Consider the following 18,778-nt stretch of genomic DNA (forward strand, 5'->3'; position numbering starts at 1 on the left):
TCAAAATGTGGTGCCACAAAGACTATTGTAAACCAATTTTAAGGCAGAGACAAAGCATTCCATGTTGACGAGTCAAGGAATGTAGCGACATAATGGTGGCATTACATAACGGCAGGGCTTGCAAGCGCTGTGGAATGGAACTGGAGGAGCCCGTATGAGTGATAAAAGACAACCCTTGATCGAGGTATACGGACATGGCGGGGATGTGGAGACAGCTGCTTCGACGTTTGGACAGCCGGTTTCCGCTTTTCTGGATTACAGCGCCAACATTAACCCGCTTGGACCGCCTCAAGGGGTCATAACAGCATTGCAAGAAGGACTGGGCGCAGTTATTCGTTACCCGGATCCCGGGCATCGCAGCTTCAAGGGAATGCTCGCTGAGGAATTGCGCACCGATGCACAGCGAATTCTTGTCGGCAATGGGGCGGCAGAATGCATGGCATTGCTGCTGATGGGCCTGCAGCCGCGAACGGTTGGAGTGGTTGATCCCTGTTTTTCCGAATATCGGGAGCTGTCTGTCAAGTTCGGATCGGATATCCGATCCGTTTGCGGTTGCCCGGAACGGGACTGGCGTGCGGATAAGACGGAAATTGTGGCGCTGCTTGCCCGCACGGATTTAGTATTCTTGGGGCAGCCCAACAATCCGAACGGGGTTCAATACAGCCTCGAGGATATCCGCGATATGGCGTCTGCTGCAGAGCAAGAAGGGACTTGGCTGGTGCTGGATGAGGCCTTTATTGATTTCATTCCGCTGGAAGACAGGCGGACCTTGATGCCAGAGCTCCATCAATATCCTCGGACGGTAATCGTAAGATCGATGACCAAGTTCTATGCGATTCCGGGTCTGCGGCTCGGGTATACTATTGCGCATCCCGATGTCATACAGGCGATGGCTGGCAAGCAGGTCACATGGAGTGTCAATGGGCTGGCATTGCTTGCAGGAGAAGTGTGTTTAAGGAGCGGAAGGGATTATGAACAGAATACGCTGCAGCTGATTCACGAAGAGCGTGTCAAGCTGATGCAGGGACTGCAAGCGCTGGGGCTCGATGTTACGCCAGGGGAAGCCAATTTTCTGCTGATGGAGCTTCCGCAGCATATGGACGCAGAAAGTTTTCAACGGGAAATGGGCAGACGCGGCGTGCTTGTCCGCAGCTGCGCCATGTACCCGGGTCTGGGTGAGCGCCATATCCGGCTAGCCGTTAAAGATGCCAAGTCCAACGACAGGATGCTTACCATGGCGGCGGAGGTTCTTTTGAAATCTTCTGGATGACGTGCCTTAGGGATTGTCAGAACGGCAGTTACATGGGCAGCGCACTTGGTGGGGAGTTAACAAGATCATGGAGCAGGGAGAGAGAAACGTGGCCGTACCTTTTCTAACAAGCAAGAGTCACCTTTACCGTTCGGAAGCGTGGCCGGGAACGACAGTGTTCCTGGAAGCGGAGCAGGATTACCCGCATATTCGGATATCGCTGCCGGATCAGGCCGTTTCCTTAAGCAGTGCCATATATGGCGGCGGATTTGGGCGTGTGGATCATCTGGTGAACCGCTATGTGGACAGGCATTACGATTGCAGTGATCCCGTAAACGATATGTTTAGCTTTATCGAGGAACACGGGTATCCGGCTGGCTCTACGGCGGGATTGATGACAGCGGTAAAACTGAAATATGCATCCATATGGGAAGAGCGTGGGGAACAAGCCTCCCTGCTATGCTGCGCCACCGCTGGTGTGGGCAATGCTGCGCGTGCAGGATCAAGCCGTACGACCTTTGCCGATTATCAGCCGGGCACGATTAATATCATGCTGTTGATCGACGGGATGATGACGCCTGCTTGTATGGTGAATGCCGTCCTGACGGCAACGGAAGCGAAGGCCGCAGCACTTCATGATCTGGGCGTGAAGGATCATGAAACGGGAGCCATCGCGACCGGAACGACAACCGATGCCATCGTCTTGGGGGTTAGCGGAAATCCCGCTTACGACGTGAATCATCATTATGCCGGAACTGCAACCGATATGGGCGGTATGATTGGCCAACTCGTTTACCTTAGTGTTACGGAGAGCATTGTCTCTGAGAGAGCGGACCGGATATGACAGCCATATGGGTCATCTGGGCAGCCGTGCTGCTGGACTTACTGATCGGGGATCCGAGATGGCTGCCCCATCCTGTCATCGGCATGGGGAAGGTCATTCGCCGGGTGGAAGGATGGATACGCCATCGTGCGACTACGGCTCAAGGCCTGAAGCGTGCGGGCATTCTGCTGCCGGTGATTGTGGCCGGCGGCTCCTTTGTGCTGACATGGCTTCTGCTGCTGTTATGTGCGGCGATTCATCCTTGGCTTGCCTGGGGAGCGGAGATCGTGCTCATAGCCACTACGATTGCTGTAAAAGGGCTGCGTGATGCCGGACTGGAAGTATACAGCCATCTTTGTTCCGGGAATCTCGCCAAAGCGAGATACTCCCTTAGCATGGTGGTCGGCAGAGACACCGACCATCTGGATGAGCCGGAGGTTGTACGCGGAACGGTGGAGACGGTGGCGGAAAATATCGTGGATGCGGTGATCGCCCCGCTGTTGTTTGCCCTGATCGGCGGAGCGCCGCTTGCAATGGCCTACCGTGCGGTGAATACACTCGATTCCATGGTCGGTTATAAAAACGAGAAATACGAGTCCCTAGGCTGGGCTTCCGCCCGTTTGGACGATATCGCCAATTGGATACCAGCGCGCCTGACCGCAGGCCTGTTAACCGTGGTGGCTGCGATGTTCTCATTGCAGTGGAAGCAAGCGATTGCGATGGTCAAAAGAGATGCGCGGAAGCATCCAAGCCCGAACAGCGGCTTCCCGGAATCCGCGGTTGCCGGTGCCTTGGGCATTCGCCTGGGAGGTGAGAATTCCTATCAAGGTGTGATCTCGTTCCGGGCTTACATGGGCGATCCCGAATGTGCGCTTCATGCAGAGCATATTCGGGTGACAACCCGGCTTCTGCTGGGCGTATCCATTCTGTTCACGGTACTCGGCACAGCGGTGCTGGGGCTGATTACAGCAGCCGGAGGTGCGTTATGGCTGTAAGACTGAACCTGCATCTTGTTCGTCATGGCCGTACGCAGTGGAATGAGGAACGCCGTTACCTGGGTCACGAGGATCAGGGGGCTCTGATGGAAGGGCTGGAACAGCTGCTTCCGCTGCGGCAGGAGTTTCGCTCCAGGCATTTTGCCAAGGTCTATTGCAGTGATCTCCTTCGTTGTAGACAAACACTGAACTGCATCCTGTCGGATTTACATATGCCCGGCATTACAAATGAGGTCGAGCTTGGCAGCGTTATTCCCGGTGTCTGTTATGACAGGAAGCTGCGGGAGCTTGATTTTGGCGATTGGGAAGGAAAAACCTACGAGGATTTGAAGGAAAATGCGGCTTATCGGCGCTGGATCGACAACCCGGGAACGGTTACGCCGCCGAGCGGGGAGAGTTGGCCATCTTTTTGTTCCCGAATTGAGGTTTTTCTGGCCGAAATGTATCAGGATATGAAGGGGTTATTGTCGATGCAGGAAGGCCCCGCTATTCTCTTGGAGTCAGAGTCAGAGTCAGAGTCAGAGTCAGAGTCAGAGTCAGAGTCAGAGTCAGAGTCAGAGTCAGAGTCAGAGTCAGAAGCAGCGGGCCACGATACCGAGACTCAGCCGGGGGTGCTCGATATGGACGTGCTTGTAGTCACCCACGGGGGCGTCATCCGGCAGATTGCAGCGGCAACCCTCCCGGATACAGAATTCTGGGCTACGTCGGTATCGCCGGGCGAGGTGCTCCAGCTGCAGTTGGCCTGGGACGGAGCACGCTGGCGAGGCGTACGGGTAAACGAATAAATGAAATCGTACGATTTTGGCGCGGAATGAACGATAACGGGAAAAACCAATATCGTTAAACCCTTGAAACGAGCGAAACTTCCAGTTGTAAGGCGATGGTTTATCGCCTATAATCTTGTGCAGAGAAACCATGCTTGGCCTATCATAAATAAATTCATATTGTTTGCGAGGGTCCCGGACAGAAGAGGTTATTCATGTCTTCTGCCGGGTTAATAGGGAAGCCGGTGCAAGTCCGGCACGGTCCCGCCACTGTGAAGCAGGGACTTCTCCACATGCCACTGAGCGTCAGCGCTTGGGAAGGCGGGGAAGTCGTTACAGCCTGTAAGTCAGGAGACCTGCCCTTAGCGAATGAATGACGGTCCTTCGAGGAGAGGATTACGTTTTGCAGTCCCGTGCGGACGGCAGTTTAAGGCGCTATCTGTGAACGGTTATCCAGGTGTCCTTATGTTAAAACGTAATCCCTGAGTCCTTATTTACGAGGAATCAGGGATTTTTGCTTCTTTGGAGTATGACGATTGACGTTTTTCTTCCTGCTCAGGGGATCGGTCGAAGGAATTTAGACGTACAGCGCCAGGTTCTCAATTATGTTTAGGGGGATTTGAAGAGATGAAAGCAATAAACAAAACATGGTCCGTATTTCTGGTAGCCATACTGATGGCTCTGGCCTTGATCGGCTGTGGCGGGGAAGAAGCGGCACCGAAAGAAACCACGCCGCAAGCTGCACAGGAGCAAGGACAGACCAACGAAGCGCCAGCCGACTCCAGTGAGGAGCTTAAGACCACGTATCCATTAACAGTTAAGGATTCAACCGGGGTTGAAATGACGTTTGATAAAGCGCCGGCTAAGATTGCATCCTTGACTCCGTCCGAGACGGAAAAGCTGTTTGCTCTGGGTCTGGATGAGGAAATCGTAGGCGTATCGGATAATGACGATTATCCGGAAGCTGCGAAATCCAAGCCCAAATTGGGCGGATTCCAAGTGAATGAAGAGGCTATTATTGCAGCTGATGCCGATGTGGTGTTTGCCGCTTCGATGAATGCACAGAATGCCGAGAAACTGCGTGAGCTTGGCGTAACCCTGTTTGTCAATGATCCGAAAACCATCGATGCCGTGATGGAGAACATTGAGCTGATCGGACAAATTACCGATCGTCAAGCTGATGCCAAAGCGGTCGTAGATCAGATGAAGCAGGAACTGGCATCCGTTACGGAAGCTGTGAAGTCCGTGAAGGATGAAGACAAGAAGAAGGTGTACGTCGAGTTCTCCCCGGGATGGACTGTAGGCAAAGGCGAATTTATGGATGAGATCATCACTGCAGCCGGCGGTGTTAATGCAGCTGGCGATACGGAAGGCTGGTTCGAAATCAGCGAAGAAAAGATTATCGCTGCGAACCCGGATGTCATTCTGTACACGGACGATGTGGTTGATGAAGCGACCAAAAAAACACTGGATCAACTCATTAAAGAGCGCGGAGGCTGGGATCAGATCGAAGCGATCAAGAACGATCAGGTCATTGCCGTAGATGCCAACCTGCTGAGCCGTCCGGGTCCCCGCGTTACGCAAGGACTGATTGAAGTGGCGAAGGCTGTTTACCCGGAACTGATGAATCCATGAGTAAAAAACTTGCAGGATTCGGTGCGGCCGGCGTTATCCTATTGCTGTTAACCTTGGTTGTCAGTCTCGGAATCGGATCCGTTCACCTACCTGTGAGAGAGATTGGGGCGATGCTGCTGCACCGGCTGCCGGGGATCGGCGATTCCATCCTCCCGAGCTGGGAAGCTTCATCCGAACAAATTCTGATGAAGGTGAGGTTACCGCGGATTTTGCTGGGGATGCTTGTTGGAGCTTCCCTGGCGGTAGCCGGGGCTGCCTTTCAGGGCGTATTGCGTAATCCGCTGGCGGATCCGTTCACGCTCGGTGTATCCTCGGGTGCTGCGCTTGGCGCAGCATCCCTGATTTTTTTCGGGATGGAATACTCCTTTGCCAGAGGTTACACCCTGCCGCTTGTAGCATTTCTGACCGGAGCAGGCACATTGTGGGTTGTGCTGCTGTTGGCAAGGGATCAAGGAAAGCTGCCGATTCACGGACTGATCCTGTCCGGGGTGGTCATGCAGTCGTTTCTGGGCGCTGTGGTTTCGTTTCTGACGGTGATGTCCAAAGATACGGTAAACCAAATCCTGTACTGGACGATGGGGAGCCTGAGCATGCGCGGATGGTCGTATACGGCCATCCTTTTCCCGTATTTTATCGTGGGATTCGCGTATTTATGGAGCCGGTCGCGAGCGCTTAATATTTTGTCGCTTGGGGAACGGCAGGCCGCTCATATGGGATTGAATGTGGATCGCCTGAAGACAAGCGTACTGATCGTAGCTACCCTGCTTGCCGCCGCTGCCGTATCGGTCTCCGGCGTCATTGGCTTCGTGGGGCTTGTGGTTCCGCATATGATACGCCTTATCACAGGCTCCGATTACCGTACCATTGTCCCTTTGTCGGCTCTGGGCGGTGCGATTTTTATGGTCTGGTGTGATACGGCTGCACGTTCCGTGCTGGCTCCAACGGAAATACCGCTCGGGGTGGTCACTGCATTCATAGGCGCTCCTTTCTTTGCGTACCTGCTGTACCGGAACAAAAAACGGCGTAGGGAGGGGTTAGCATGATTAGAGCCCAGGGTCTTGGCAAGGCATATGGCCAGGTGCCGATACTTGCAGGTGTAGATCTGCACATAACGGAAGGTGAATGGTGGGGAATCATCGGTCCGAATGGAAGCGGCAAATCCACCCTGATGCAGCTGTTATCCGGTGTGGAGAGTCCTACGGCAGGGAGCGTCTCGCTCCGGGGCAGGGAGCTTTCGAGTTATAACAGAAAAGCGCTGGCACGAATCGTAGCCGTCCTTCAGCAGGAAGGTCTCGATCCGACGGATTTTACCGTGCGGGAAGTGCTGGAAATGGGACGCTTCCCGTTTCTGAATTGGCTTGGTCGAGAGGATAAAGATGCGACCCCGCTCATTGATGCCATTATTCGGAAGCTGGATCTTGGCGGTTTCGAGGAACGTCGGCTTACCGAGTTAAGCGGGGGTCAGCGTCAACGAGTTGCCCTTGGCAAGGTGATGGTCCAGGAGCCGTCCTTGCTGATGCTGGATGAACCGACAACCTATCTGGATATTCGCTATCAGCTTCAATTCATGGATATGGTGGCAGAATGGCGGAACTCATCCGGCATTACGGTGATCAGCGTACTGCATGATCTGAACCTGGCGGCTCAATTTTGCGATAAGCTGCTGGTTCTGGATCAGGGAAAGGTCGCAGGGGTCGGGAAGCCGGAGGAAGTGCTGACAGCAGAATATATTCGCCAAATATTCAGGGTAGAGCCCTCCATTGTCACCCATCCCGAGAACGGAGCTCCACAGGTGCTGTTAACGGCGAACAGCACATGGTCCTGACAGCTCTTGCTCCGGCTTCTGCTGGCGATGTAAGATTTAGGTGCAAGAAAGAAGGAGGAAGTTTGAATTGAGTAAATCCTTGACGGATCATTTGAACGATATAACGGCTAACATCAAACCTCTGAATGCCGAAGTACAGGCCGCGACCGCAGCCTATTTGGACACCTTGACGAAACCTCCGGGGAGCCTTGGCAAGCTCGAGTCGCTTGCAATTCAATTAGCCGGGATCACAGGCAACATCAAGCCGTCGTTTACAAAAAAATCTGTCGTTGTCATGGCCGGGGACCATGGAGTATGTGAGGAAGGCATCAGCGCATTTCCGGCAGAGGTGACGCCTCAGATGGTCATGAACTTCCTGAATGGAGGCGCAGCTGTTAACGTGCTGGCGCGCCAGGCGGGAGCCGGCGTTCATTGTGTTGACATCGGCGTCGGGACAGAGCTGAATCATGAGAAGCTCCTCTCCAGGAACATTGGCAGAGGAACCGCCAATATGGCTAAAGGACCGGCCATGACCAGAGAGGAAGCGCTGCAATCCATCATGACCGGAGCAGAGATAGCGGCAGAGCTGGCTTCCCAGGGGACGCAGATGTTCGTGACCGGTGAGATGGGCATTGGGAACACAACGCCAAGCGCCGCGATCTTCTCGGTTCTGTCAGGCAAACAACCCTCTGAGGTTGTGGGACGAGGAACTGGCGTAACCGATGAGCGGCTGATACATAAGATTAACGTTGTGGAGCAGGCTATACAAGTCAATCAACCGCATGCGCATGATCCTCTGGATGTGCTCTCCAAAGTCGGGGGTTATGAAATCGGCGGATTGACAGGGCTGATTCTCGGTGCAGCTGCACACGGATGCCCTGTTATCATCGACGGTTTTATTTCCAGTGCGGCGGCTTTGATTGCAAAATCGATTTGTCCGGAAGCCCTCGCTTATATGATTGCCTCTCATGCTTCGCATGAGCAGGCGCATGTTCTTCTGCTCGAAGAACTGGGACTCCACCCGATGCTGCAAATGGACATGCGTCTTGGAGAAGGAACCGGCGGCGTGCTGTGCCTGCATCTGGTGGAAGCGGCTTGCAGGATCATGCAGGAGATGGCGACGTTTGAAAGCGCCGGAATCAGCGGAGGATCGGTATGAGCCAACAAGGAAGCGTGCTGGTCACGGGAGGGGCAAGAAGCGGGAAGAGTTCATTCGCGGAGAAGCTGTGCATGAAGCGGGCTGAATCCGGAATGTATGTGGCGACTGCGCAGGCTTATGACGATGAGATGCAAGCACGCATCCGCATCCATCAAGACCGGCGGCATGATTCCGCTTATGGATGGCAGACGGTGGAGGAGCCAATTGCCTTGCCAGAGCTGCTGGACACGCTTGGCGAAACGGTTTCAGATGCTCCGGCCGTAGTGGTGGACTGCCTTACGCTGTGGCTTACGAATGTACTGCTCCAGGCTGAGCCTGAAGGAACAGCCGTGATGGAAGAGCGTCTGGGCCTTTCGATCGGCAGGCTGGCAAGAGCGGTTCAGGTCTATCCGGGCCTGGTCATTTTGGTGACAAACGAAGTGGGGTCGGGCATTGTGCCCGAATATCCGCTGGGCAGGATATACCGCGACTGGGCCGGGATTATGAATCAGAGGCTGGCCCGGGTCTGTGACGAAGTATTTCTGGTGACCGCGGGAATTCCGGTGGAAATCAAGAGCAAGGAGTACCTCATATGAGCAAGATGATACAGGCGGCTGCGGCCGCTTTTCAATTTTTATCGAGGCTTCCGGTTCGGCGCGAGATTCCCTTTACGCCAGAGGTTCAGCAGCGGAGCGTTGTTTTTTATCCATGGGTAGGCGCTGTTATCGGTCTGATTGTGGTCGGTTTGGGAACCGGCTTGAGCTTTGTGCTGCCTTCATTTCCTGCTGCTGTCATCCTGCTGATCGTATGGGTAGCGCTGACGGGCGGGCTTCATCTGGACGGCTGGATGGATAGTGCGGACGCCCTGCTTAGTCATCGGTCACGCGAACGGATGCTGGAGATTATGAAGGACAGCCGCGTAGGTGCGATGGGGGTCATGGCGTGTATGCTGCTTCTCCTGCTGAAGGCTGCCTTGATTATGTCCGTATGGGATTTATCGGAGGGGGCCTGGAAGCAGGAAGCTTGGCTGCTGGTGCTTGCTCCGGTCTGGAGCCGATGGTTCATGGTTCATGCCATGTATCGCTGGCCGATGGCGCGGGGGAGTGAGGGGCTTGCGGCCTTGTTTCACGGACTGACCGCTGGAAGAAGAAGGCTGGCGGGCTCCATGGCTGCGTTGTTAACAGTTGTCATCATAGGTCTCCAATGGGTCATGGCAGATACCGCTGATTATTGGCTGCTGGGCATCGGGGGACTCTTTTTCATACCGTTCATTTCATGGGCAATCGGAACGGTAACGGCGGAAAGGATGAGCCAAAGACTTGGCGGACTGACGGGAGATACTTACGGGGCGCTGAATGAACTGATCGAAGCGGTTGTGTTAATATTTGTGGTTCTGCTCTTGAAACTTACATGATAAGATAGAAGAGGCATAGCAGTGGTAATCCGATCAACATAATCAACATCAGGTGAAAAACAACGATTTCGATAGGAAATCTACGGGAATGGGTAATGTTATGTTTAGAGTGGGCCGTGAGATGGAAATGAATACATACTAGCGCACTTATGACATGAGGGTGATACAACATATCCTTATACAAGAATGGGAGGAATGATTAGGATGGAAACGCTTTGGGTTATCATCAATGTCCTTGTTCTGATTCTGCTGGTCGGCATTTTGTACTGGATGCAGAAAAAGCATTACTCGTTTACCAAACGAGTGTTTGCAGGACTTGGCTTGGGTGTGTTGTTCGGAGTGGCACTGCAGCTCATCTACACTTCGACTTCCGATGTGGTGGTGAAATCCACCGACTGGTTTAATCTGATTGGATACGGGTATGTTCGGCTGCTGCAAATGATGGTTATTCCGCTTATCATGGTATCGATCATATCGGCTATCATGAAGCTGAAGGGAGGCCGGAATGTTGGCAAAATGAGCGGCCTCATCATTACGGTGCTCCTGCTAACGACGGCGGTTGCTGCAGCAGTTGGAATTACAACCGCTCTGGCATTTGATTTGTCTGCGGTGAATATTCAAGGCGGTGCTGCCGAAGAGCAGCAAGGCGCACTTCTGCAAGAGCGGCTCGGAGATGTTGAGGGCCGGACTCTGCCCCAGCAGATCCTTGATTTCATTCCGAGCAATCCGTTTGCCGACATGACCGGAGCGCGAAGAACCTCGACGATTGCGGTCGTCATCTTCTCCGCATTCATCGGGATAGCGGTTCTCGGTTTGGACAGGAAAAACAAGGAGCAGGCGGAAACCTTCCGCAATATGATCTCGGCAGTCTATGGCGTCGTCATGCGTATCGTGACCCTTGTGCTTCGTCTGACGCCTTACGGGATTCTTGCATTGATGGCCAAAACGATTGCCACAACGGATCTGCAGGTCATCATGAATCTGATCGATTTCGTGCTGGCTTCTTATGTGGCCTTGATTGTTATGTTCATTATCCATCTGGTGCTGCTTGCGATATTCGGGTTCAATCCGCTCAAATATGTGAAGAAGGTGTTCCCTACCCTGACCTTCGCCTTTACGTCACGCTCCAGCGCGGCTACCATCCCGCTGAACGTACAGACGCAGAACAAAAAGCTAGGTGTTTCCGAAGGCATTGCGAACCTGTCGGCATCGTTTGGTGCCACGATTGGGCAGAACGGCTGCGCAGGCATTTATCCTGCCATGCTGGCCGTTATGATCGCGCCGACAGCCGGTGTGGACCCAACCTCCTGGTCGTTTATCCTTACCTTGATCGTGGTTGTTATGATCAGTTCCTTCGGCGTGGCGGGTGTTGGAGGCGGAGCAACCTTCGCTTCACTCATCGTGCTGTCGACGATGAACCTCCCGGTAGCCCTGGCGGGTCTGTTAATATCCGTAGAGCCGCTCATTGATATGGGCCGTACAGCTCTGAATGTGAATGATTCCATGACAGCCGGCGTAATTACAGGGAAAGTTATGAATGAAGTGGATAAAGACGTGTTTAATGATGACAACATTGAACTGGACTTGGTTCAGGGATAAGCGAAATAAGCGAATTGAATGGAGGGCCATCTTGACGGCGAATGTTGTGCCGGCAGGATGGCTTTTCCGCCTCGGGTGCGTACAAGGATAACATGGATCAGAGACAGCAAATAGGCCGTTGTAAACAGAGAAAGCCCGAATACCGTTGCAATAACGGCATTCGGGCTTACTGCTATGATGAAAACAACGTTAACCGATGATGGTCAGCTCTTTCGGGAAAGAGGTTAGCACTTCTACGCCATTCTCGGTTACGATGACATCATCCTCAATCCGTACGCCGCCTACTCCTTGCAGGTAAACGCCAGGCTCGATTGTAAATACTGCACCGGGCCGCAAGAGTTCTTGGTTCATGCCGTGGATCGATGGATATTCGTGAACATCCATGCCAAGCCCGTGTCCTAAACGGTGTACAAAAGCATGGCCGTATCCTGCATCGTCAATCACCTTACGAGCCGCCCGGTCAATCGAACCATAGGTTACGCCTGGCTTGACGGCTTTAATACCGGCCAGGTTCGCAGCGAGGACCGTCTCATAGACGTGTACGGCTTCAGGCTTCGGTTCGCCTACGGCAAAGGTACGGGTAATATCCGACGCATAACCTCCGGCATATACGCCCAGATCAAACATGAGCAGATCCCCGGCTTGAATACGGCGTGTTCCGGGGACCCCATGCGGCAGCGCTGTGTTGGGACCTGATAGTACCATCGTGGCGAAGGAGGGGGCATCCGCGCCCAGCTTCTTCATCAAGTATTCCAGCTCTGCTACAAGCTCAATCTCGCTGACGCCGATTTTTACCTGGGCCAGTCCTTGAGTAAGAACCTCTTCAACCAGCCGGACTGCATGCTTGATGATCTTCACCTCATCTGCGGACTTCCGGATTCGCAGTTCCCGGAGAACAACACCGACATCATCGATGCGGTCAGCGTTCACATGCTGCTGGAGCTGCTCATAACGGGAGACGGTAAGCTGTTCCTTCTCCACGGCCCATGTCCCCGCTGCCCCTTGAATTTGCCGTTTAAGCAAAAGATACGGGTTCTCGGTATCCTGATGAGTGACAATATTCTTAACCGTTGAAGCAGCCCCGGCCGCATCGGCATCCAGAGCCGGCACGATAAGCACCGGCTCATTCACAGTGGAGAGGAGCAGGCCGAGAAAGCGTTCATGAGGATCGCTCGCAAAGCCTGTCAAATAATAGACATGCTTGGGGTCTGTCACCAGCACATGATCCCAGCCGTGTGTATTCATGGATTGCTGCAAACTTTGCAGTCGTTCGTTCATTTGCATTCATTCCTTTCTTATTCGAAAAACGGTCGTTATGCCTTTAGTGTTAGGGTATCGTGTTCCTTAGCGTAAGTAAAGTTTTCCTTGGGCAATACATTCGTGAATAATCTCCCCCTAAGAAAATAGAAGCGTTTTTCCGCTGCCTCTTGTACAATAGATCTCATATGGAGCAAGGCATCTTACACTCATTATGAGACTTTATTACGCATCTATTCGGAGGTAGAACATGATGACGCATCAATACCGTATCGATTACGCCGTCAAAGAGGATTTGCCGGCCATTGTGGACATCTACAATTCAACGATTTCAGGCAGAAAAGTAACCGCCGACCTGGAGCCTGTTACGGTGGAGAGCCGTATTCGCTGGTTCGAAGAGCACAGCAGCGATTTTCGGCCGCTGTGGGTCATGCACTCTGATGATGGAATGGTTGCATGGATGAGCTTTCAATCCTTTTACGGGCGACCAGCCTATAATGGAACTGCTGAGATCAGCATATATGTAAACGAGAAATATCGCGGTACCGGTGCCGGCAGTATACTGATTGAGAAGGCAATTGAGGAGAGTCCGCGCCTTAAGGTCAGCAATTTGGTAGGGTTTGTATTTGGTCATAACGAACCGAGCCTGAAGCTGCTGAAGAAGTATGGCTTTGACCAGTGGGGGCTGCTCCCCGGGGTTGCGGAGCTTGACGGGATCAAGCGGGATCTGGTCATCGTAGGCCGTTCTGTGTAACCACCGCCGCGAGAAGAATACAATATCTGCCGGCGTTACCGACGCATTGCAGACCAAATGAACAGAAGGCTGTCCCCTGCTTCAATCTAAGGGGGCAGCCTTTTGTTGTGAAAATATACAGCGTTCCGCAAGCAGTATGGCCTGCCTGCCGATGCCAAAATGCTCCCTAGATACGCAGGTCGCCTAGCCAGCAGTCAGCCAGCAGCTTAATGCCTGCTTCAATCTCATCTTCCCTCAGTCCGCCAAAACCGAGAATGAACTCTCGATGCTCCGGTTCCTTGGGATGATCAGGGTTAGACATTCGCGTATAGGAAGCGGAGTTTACGCGGATTCCCCGATCCTCGGCTATCGTCTGCAGCTCCTCCTCGGACAGGGGATGCCTCAGGCCGAGCATGAGGTGAAACCCGGAGCCGGTACCTGATATATGAGCGCGATCTCCAAAGTGATACCTAATGGCGTTGATCAGGCGATCATGCTTTCTGCGGAGTTTCATTCTCATTTTGCGCAGATGCCGTTCGACATGGCCTTCCCGCATAAAGCGCTCCAGTGTGATCTGATTCAGCTTAGAGGCCGTACAATCCAGAAACAGCTGGAACTTTAATTGATGATAATCCGGCAGCAGTATGTTCGGCAAAATCATATATTGGATGCCTAGCGCGGGGGACAGCACCTGCGAGAACCCTCCCAGGTAGATGACGCGGCTGTCGGGCAGCAGCCCCTGAAGGCTCGGGATCGGTCTTCCCTCATATCTGAACTCACCATCAGAATCTTCCTCGATAATGAAACCACCGGTCTCATCTGCCCATTGCAGCAGCGACAGCCTGCGGGAGATGGGCATGATGACCCCCGTCGGGAACTGGTGGGAGGGGGAGACGGATACGAAGGATGCTCCGCTGCTTTGCAGTTCCTGCTGATGGATCCCATCCTGAAGCACGGGGATGGGAATGACATCGTAGCCCTTCTGCCGGAAAACCTCCGGGTGCTGCGGGTAACAGGGGTCTTCTACCGCGATAGTCTGTCCGTAAGGAAGCAGCAATCGGCTGACCAGATCCAGAAGAGGGAACGGGTCCGAGCCGATAATCACCTGCTCAGGTGTACAGGATACCCCGCGAAAACTCCTGGCGTAGTTTGCAATCTGGTAACGGAGCCCTTCCTCGCCTTGAGGGTCACCGTAGAACAGCATGTCAGTGGTGGCATTTTCCTGCAAACAGCGGTTATAGGTTTTTCTCCATTCCGTCAGCGGGAAATATTGATATTCATTCTTCGACATGTGGAAGTCGTATGGGAAGTAGTGGTGGCGCTTAAGCATCGGCCCTTTTGGTAAAGACGTTTGTATAGGAGGCGAAAAGGGAGGATCGGCTGCCATCTGAACATAGTATCCGCTGCGGGGTTTGCTGGCAATGAACCCTTCCGCCAGCAGCTGCTGATACGCCATTTCAATCGGCGTGGTGCTGACATTAAGCAGCTCCGCAAGCTTGCGCACGGAAGGAAGACGGGCTGAATGAGGCCACTGACCGCCTGAAATCTCCTGTTTGATATATTGATATAATCCCACATACAGAGGGATAGAGGAATCATCAAGCGCTGATGTAATCTCTGTTTGATTAAGGGGAACCTGTTTCATAGAATCTGTCCTTTATAATTATTGGAATCTGCATATATGGATATGGTCAATGTATTGATATAGTATAAGGGATTTCAAGTTCCAGAGGAAACAGGAGGTTACAACGGCAATGAGTTCAACCATATGGAATCCGAAACCGGTACGGTTTCTGGAAGGCGAGCGGATCTACTTGAGACCCGTCGGACAAGAAGACACAGAAGGATATTTCCAGATGCTGTTCAATCCGGAAATGCGGAGGCTGACGGGGACAAGACAGGCTTTTACGATGGAAGGCGTTCGTCGATATATTGAGGCTAAATCTGTTGGCGGCGATACCGTGCTGCTCCTGATTGCTTTATCGGATAACGATCAGGTCATTGGTGACGTAGCTCTGCAGGACATCGATCATATAAACCGGAATGCTAATATTCGCATTGCTATCGATTCCGCTGAGCATCTAGGTAAGGGATATGGACCGGAAGCGATCAGGCTTTTGTTGGAATATGCCTTTGGACTTCTTAATCTTCACCGGATCGAGCTGCAGGTGTTTGATTATAACGAACGGGCGATTAAGGCCTATGAGAAGGTAGGGTTTAAACGGGAAGGGGTCCAGCGTGATGCGCTGTACTACAATCACCGTTACCATGACTCCATTATGATGAGTATCCTGGAGGATGAATACAGGGCGTTGTATCATCAAGCGTAATAGCGGATATCGGGATGGCTAAATAGGGTTATCCATGCAAACAATTCATTGAAATCTGCATTCTAAACACCTGCATGTCCCCAGTACACTAGAATTAACGATGGACAAAAAGGATGTGGGATGTTTGAAGGCGGAGATTTATGTATATCGAGCAGAATTGCAGGATCTGGGCAAGGCAGCCGGTTTATTCAATCAGTATCGGCAATTTTACAAGCGGGATGATGACTTGTCCGGGGCAGAGCAATATATCCGGGAGAGACTCACTCAAGGGGATTCAGTTATTTATTTAGCAGTCTCTAAGACGGCAGATACTCTGGTTCCGGCAGGTTATGTACAGCTATATCCATCCTTATCATCGCTCTCGATGTCCCGCATATGGATTCTGAATGATCTGTTTGTGGATTCGGATTACCGGGGGCATGGCATCGGCAGAAAATTGCTTGATCAAGCGAAAATGCATGCTGTTCAAACCGGTGCCAAGGGGCTGACTTTGTCCACGCAGCTGCATAACCTGAAAGCGCAGCGGTTGTATGAATCCGCGGGGTACGCGAGGGATGATGAGTTTGTGTATTATAACCTGAATGTATAATTATAGAGAGCGGTATCCTCATCTATAAAACAAAGACGATTCTTCCAGCTGAAGAATCGTCTTTGTTTTATAGATATATCGAGCGTATTTTTCGGAACACCTCAACCCGCGCAATTTTAAGCCTCCACATCTGATCCAGCAGCTCGCGCTGCATGTCTTCATCATCCGTTGCCTTCAGATCATTGTACAGGACAAGCATGCGGTCATTGATTTGATCCACGCATTGCCACAGCTCCTGCTCGGTGCACTCGTCCTTTTTCATGTGCGGTTTGGACTGCGGCTCCTGCATTTGCTGGAGCGTGGCCATAATATCTGCCTGCCACTTCGTATCTCCCAAGCGAATGGCCAGATTCAGAAGATCGAGATAATCATCAAGGGACAAAGATGCCGGTTCTTTATCGTGATACTCCAAGTTGAAGGCCCCCTTAGCAAACTCTTTCTCAGTTTTATACCAAGTATTATACTTGGAATTATAAGTTTTTCAAGAGAAAAAATAATGAGTATATTGTCATAATTGCGATATCGATTGTTGCAACAATGCGCAGGAATCAATATAGTTAAATATGACCGTATTTTTCCAATCCAAGGAGTAATATGAATGAAGGTAATTCTCGTAGATGACGAACCGTTGGCCTTGAAGTATTTAGAACGGCAGCTGTTAAAACTGGATACCATTTCTATAGATGTAATAGGCGCGTACACGAATCCCTTTGAAGGGAGAAAAGAAATTCTATCACGGGATGTGGATATCGTTTTTTTGGATATCAGCTTACCCGAATTAAACGGAATTGAGCTGGCCGAGCAGCTTCTGGAACAAAAGCCCCATCTGTGCATTGTTTTTGTGACGGGTTATCACGAGTATGCCGTTACTGCATTTGAATTGAATGCGGTCGATTACATTGTGAAACCCGTGCAGATCGACAGAGTGGCCAAAACGATGGAGCGCTTGCGAAGCCGCATTGCTGCAAGGCCGGAAGAGGTTATGGAGCCCAACCGCAAAATTCGGATGACAATGTTTCGTCAAGTGATGGTCGAGCAGCCGAATGATCCAGGGCAATTTGCCATGCTCCATTGGCGGACAACCCGGGCCCAGGAGATATTCATCTATATGCTGCAGCATAGGGGGCAGCTTGTTCGAAAGTCGGCATTGATCGATATGCTGTGGCCGGAGTTCGATATGGACAAGGCATATCCGCAGCTGTATACCGCCATTTATCACATCCGAAAGACCCTGGAGCCTTACGACACTAGGTTTCAGATTACCAACACGACGGAAGGCTACGTGCTGAATATAGAGGACGTACAGCTGGACATCGAGGAATGGGAGAACTGGTTCTCGTCAAACCCTTCCGTGTCGGCCGCTTCGATTGATCGGCATATTGAAATGATGAAGCTGTACACGGGCGATTACCTGCAGGAATATGATTATTGGTGGGCAGAGGGAGAACGGCAGCGCTTGAAGGAGTTATGGCTTACTTCTTCTTTATGCATGGCGGACTGGTATGTGGAACAGGAGCGTATGGATGAGGCCATATTGTGTTATTCCTCGATCCAGAGGCAGCATCCCATGGAGGAGAAGGCCTATTTTTCACTCATGAAATTATATGTGATGCAGGATAATCCGGCACAAGTGCACCGACAATTCGCTCTTCTGTCTCAATTATTAAGGGATGAGATGGGTGAGGAGCCGAGTCCTTACATAAAAAAGTGGTACGACGAATGGAACCACGGAGCTCATACTGAGAGCCTGAACTAGAATAACACTTATATTGCGCGTAATCACCGGATATGCATTCGGTGATTTTTTTTATATTGTTCGAAGAAGGAAGACCTGCATTCTGGTGCCCTGTTCAGAAATTGTAGAGGATGGCCGCCTATACTCTGGAGAGAATCATAAGAATCAGGAGGTACATCATTCGGTTATGAAATTTATTCGGAGATTTAAGGATTCTTCGCTGCATAAGGCTGTGGGGCTGGAGCTTGGATCGTTTCGGGAGCTTGAGCTGGATGCGGGGAAGGATGTCCAGTATTGCAGAGGCTTCTATGTTCATTTCAACACAAAGCTGATCGGCATCGTAGCGACAGACGAGGGGCCTGTATTCATATGTGACCAGGAGAAGTTTTTGCTGGATGAGCAAACACTTCATTTTTTATTGCAAAAAAATGCGGAGGTCAACACGTTTATTTTCATGTGGGAGGGCAAAGTGAAACTCCAAATCCCTTATCTGCGGTCGCTCGTTGAATACAACGGAAAATGGGTGGATGATTCGATATTCGATTTTTTCTCGTGGCTGTATGAGGCGTCGGGAAGGAAAAGATTTTATTCTTATTATAGGTTAAAACATGTTTCTGCCGCAGAATTATTTCCATACCGGCCGCTGCAGCGTGAAGGGAAGGCGGTTGTGTAAGGGGTGTGCCTGACAGTAGGTTAAGCTGAAACTTTGTCGA

Annotated in this window: 19 protein-coding genes and 1 riboswitch; of the genes, 16 read left to right on the forward strand and 3 right to left on the reverse strand. The window is 51.8% G+C overall.

Annotation, left to right across the window (positions count from 1 at the left end):
• Positions 1 to 154 precede the first annotated feature (154 nt).
• The 11 genes from cobD (at position 155) to WDY75_RS06945 (ending at position 11,421) form a co-directional block, all read left to right on the forward strand.
• A complete protein-coding gene (gene cobD / locus WDY75_RS06895) occupies positions 155 to 1,270 on the forward strand; it encodes a threonine-phosphate decarboxylase CobD (RefSeq protein WP_063480463.1) in 1,116 nt (371 codons plus the stop codon).
• Between the two features lie 67 nt (positions 1,271 to 1,337).
• On the forward strand, positions 1,338 to 2,093 hold the full coding sequence (locus WDY75_RS06900) for an adenosylcobinamide amidohydrolase (RefSeq protein WP_063480462.1): 756 nt from the start codon (positions 1,338 to 1,340) through the stop codon (positions 2,091 to 2,093).
• A complete protein-coding gene (cbiB, locus tag WDY75_RS06905; RefSeq protein ID WP_063480461.1) occupies positions 2,090 to 3,067 on the forward strand; it encodes an adenosylcobinamide-phosphate synthase CbiB in 978 nt (325 codons plus the stop codon). Before WDY75_RS06900 ends, cbiB begins: the two co-directional genes overlap by 4 nt.
• Entirely contained in the window at positions 3,058 to 3,852 is a 795-nt protein-coding gene (locus tag WDY75_RS06910; protein WP_063480460.1) for a histidine phosphatase family protein, read from the forward strand. Before cbiB ends, WDY75_RS06910 begins: the two co-directional genes overlap by 10 nt.
• A 152-nt stretch (positions 3,853 to 4,004) precedes the next feature.
• Positions 4,005 to 4,210, forward strand: a riboswitch (cobalamin riboswitch).
• Between the two features lie 248 nt (positions 4,211 to 4,458).
• A complete protein-coding gene (locus tag WDY75_RS06915) occupies positions 4,459 to 5,466 on the forward strand; it encodes an ABC transporter substrate-binding protein (RefSeq protein WP_063480459.1) in 1,008 nt (335 codons plus the stop codon).
• Positions 5,463 to 6,509, forward strand: a complete 1,047-nt coding sequence (locus WDY75_RS06920) for an iron ABC transporter permease (RefSeq protein ID WP_063480458.1) — start codon at positions 5,463 to 5,465, stop codon at positions 6,507 to 6,509. The genes WDY75_RS06915 and WDY75_RS06920 overlap by 4 nt, the downstream gene beginning before the upstream one ends.
• Positions 6,506 to 7,291: an ABC transporter ATP-binding protein gene (locus WDY75_RS06925; RefSeq protein ID WP_063480457.1), complete on the forward strand. Its 786-nt coding sequence runs from the start codon at positions 6,506 to 6,508 to the stop codon at positions 7,289 to 7,291. Before WDY75_RS06920 ends, WDY75_RS06925 begins: the two co-directional genes overlap by 4 nt.
• A 67-nt stretch (positions 7,292 to 7,358) precedes the next feature.
• Complete coding sequence (gene cobT / locus WDY75_RS06930) at positions 7,359 to 8,429, forward strand: nicotinate-nucleotide--dimethylbenzimidazole phosphoribosyltransferase (protein WP_063480456.1); 1,071 nt, start codon at positions 7,359 to 7,361, stop codon at positions 8,427 to 8,429.
• On the forward strand, positions 8,426 to 9,004 hold the full coding sequence (gene cobU, locus WDY75_RS06935) for a bifunctional adenosylcobinamide kinase/adenosylcobinamide-phosphate guanylyltransferase (protein ID WP_006212299.1): 579 nt from the start codon (positions 8,426 to 8,428) through the stop codon (positions 9,002 to 9,004). The genes cobT and cobU overlap by 4 nt, the downstream gene beginning before the upstream one ends.
• Positions 9,001 to 9,822, forward strand: coding sequence for an adenosylcobinamide-GDP ribazoletransferase (cobS, locus tag WDY75_RS06940; RefSeq protein WP_063480455.1), 822 nt, complete (start codon positions 9,001 to 9,003; stop codon positions 9,820 to 9,822). The genes cobU and cobS overlap by 4 nt, the downstream gene beginning before the upstream one ends.
• 204 nt (positions 9,823 to 10,026) lie before the next feature.
• Entirely contained in the window at positions 10,027 to 11,421 is a 1,395-nt protein-coding gene (locus WDY75_RS06945) for an L-cystine transporter (RefSeq protein WP_006212297.1), read from the forward strand.
• 189 nt (positions 11,422 to 11,610) lie between these two features.
• Here the strand turns inward: WDY75_RS06945 and WDY75_RS06950 are convergent, their stop codons facing one another.
• Entirely contained in the window at positions 11,611 to 12,699 is a 1,089-nt protein-coding gene (locus tag WDY75_RS06950) for a M24 family metallopeptidase (protein ID WP_063480454.1), read from the reverse strand.
• Between the two features lie 232 nt (positions 12,700 to 12,931).
• On the opposite strand from WDY75_RS06950, the gene WDY75_RS06955 reads away from it, so the two are divergent.
• The gene (locus tag WDY75_RS06955) at positions 12,932 to 13,432 is read left to right on the forward strand and encodes a GNAT family N-acetyltransferase (protein ID WP_063480453.1); all 501 of its coding nucleotides are present in this window, start codon (positions 12,932 to 12,934) and stop codon (positions 13,430 to 13,432) included.
• A gap of 166 nt (positions 13,433 to 13,598) precedes the next feature.
• Here the strand turns inward: WDY75_RS06955 and WDY75_RS06960 are convergent, their stop codons facing one another.
• Entirely contained in the window at positions 13,599 to 15,056 is a 1,458-nt protein-coding gene (locus WDY75_RS06960; RefSeq protein ID WP_063480452.1) for a PLP-dependent aminotransferase family protein, read from the reverse strand.
• 109 nt (positions 15,057 to 15,165) lie between these two features.
• Here WDY75_RS06960 and WDY75_RS06965 point away from each other — a divergent pair, with 109 nt between their 5' ends.
• Both WDY75_RS06965 and WDY75_RS06970 read left to right on the forward strand, forming a co-directional pair.
• Positions 15,166 to 15,741, forward strand: coding sequence for a GNAT family N-acetyltransferase (locus WDY75_RS06965; protein ID WP_063480451.1), 576 nt, complete (start codon positions 15,166 to 15,168; stop codon positions 15,739 to 15,741).
• 115 nt (positions 15,742 to 15,856) lie between these two features.
• A complete protein-coding gene (locus tag WDY75_RS06970; RefSeq protein WP_306084866.1) occupies positions 15,857 to 16,330 on the forward strand; it encodes an N-acetyltransferase in 474 nt (157 codons plus the stop codon).
• Between the two features lie 67 nt (positions 16,331 to 16,397).
• Here the strand turns inward: WDY75_RS06970 and WDY75_RS06975 are convergent, their stop codons facing one another.
• Positions 16,398 to 16,742 (reverse strand): hypothetical protein, encoded by a 345-nt coding sequence (locus tag WDY75_RS06975; protein WP_063480450.1) that lies wholly within the window; start codon positions 16,740 to 16,742, stop codon positions 16,398 to 16,400.
• A 186-nt stretch (positions 16,743 to 16,928) separates the two neighbouring features.
• On the opposite strand from WDY75_RS06975, the gene WDY75_RS06980 reads away from it, so the two are divergent.
• A complete protein-coding gene (locus WDY75_RS06980) occupies positions 16,929 to 18,086 on the forward strand; it encodes a response regulator (protein WP_006212290.1) in 1,158 nt (385 codons plus the stop codon).
• A gap of 166 nt (positions 18,087 to 18,252) precedes the next feature.
• Positions 18,253 to 18,738, forward strand: coding sequence for a hypothetical protein (locus tag WDY75_RS06985; RefSeq protein ID WP_006212289.1), 486 nt, complete (start codon positions 18,253 to 18,255; stop codon positions 18,736 to 18,738).
• Positions 18,739 to 18,778: the final 40 nt, after the last annotated feature.

The organism is Paenibacillus glucanolyticus, from assembly GCF_037333485.1.
In the GTDB taxonomy this organism is placed as follows: domain Bacteria; phylum Bacillota; class Bacilli; order Paenibacillales; family Paenibacillaceae; genus Paenibacillus_AQ; species Paenibacillus_AQ glucanolyticus.

Bases quoted from the DNA above. Each gene is read 5' to 3' on its own strand.
- WDY75_RS06980 (WP_006212290.1), top strand. From the start codon at position 16,929: ATGAAGGTAATTCTCGTAGATGACGAACCGTTGGCCTTGAAGTATTTA.
- WDY75_RS06965 (WP_063480451.1), top strand. From the start codon at position 15,166: ATGAGTTCAACCATATGGAATCCGAAACCGGTACGGTTTCTGGAAGGC.
- cbiB (WP_063480461.1), top strand. From the start codon at position 2,090: ATGACAGCCATATGGGTCATCTGGGCAGCCGTGCTGCTGGACTTACTG.
- cobS (WP_063480455.1), top strand. From the start codon at position 9,001: ATGAGCAAGATGATACAGGCGGCTGCGGCCGCTTTTCAATTTTTATCG.
- WDY75_RS06960 (WP_063480452.1), bottom strand. From the start codon at position 15,056: ATGAAACAGGTTCCCCTTAATCAAACAGAGATTACATCAGCGCTTGAT.
- WDY75_RS06945 (WP_006212297.1), top strand. From the start codon at position 10,027: ATGGAAACGCTTTGGGTTATCATCAATGTCCTTGTTCTGATTCTGCTG.
- WDY75_RS06955 (WP_063480453.1), top strand. From the start codon at position 12,932: ATGACGCATCAATACCGTATCGATTACGCCGTCAAAGAGGATTTGCCG.
- WDY75_RS06915 (WP_063480459.1), top strand. From the start codon at position 4,459: ATGAAAGCAATAAACAAAACATGGTCCGTATTTCTGGTAGCCATACTG.
- WDY75_RS06925 (WP_063480457.1), top strand. From the start codon at position 6,506: ATGATTAGAGCCCAGGGTCTTGGCAAGGCATATGGCCAGGTGCCGATA.
- WDY75_RS06950 (WP_063480454.1), bottom strand. From the start codon at position 12,699: ATGAACGAACGACTGCAAAGTTTGCAGCAATCCATGAATACACACGGC.
- WDY75_RS06920 (WP_063480458.1), top strand. From the start codon at position 5,463: ATGAGTAAAAAACTTGCAGGATTCGGTGCGGCCGGCGTTATCCTATTG.
- cobD (WP_063480463.1), top strand. From the start codon at position 155: ATGAGTGATAAAAGACAACCCTTGATCGAGGTATACGGACATGGCGGG.
- WDY75_RS06910 (WP_063480460.1), top strand. From the start codon at position 3,058: ATGGCTGTAAGACTGAACCTGCATCTTGTTCGTCATGGCCGTACGCAG.
- WDY75_RS06985 (WP_006212289.1), top strand. From the start codon at position 18,253: ATGAAATTTATTCGGAGATTTAAGGATTCTTCGCTGCATAAGGCTGTG.
- cobU (WP_006212299.1), top strand. From the start codon at position 8,426: ATGAGCCAACAAGGAAGCGTGCTGGTCACGGGAGGGGCAAGAAGCGGG.
- WDY75_RS06900 (WP_063480462.1), top strand. From the start codon at position 1,338: ATGGAGCAGGGAGAGAGAAACGTGGCCGTACCTTTTCTAACAAGCAAG.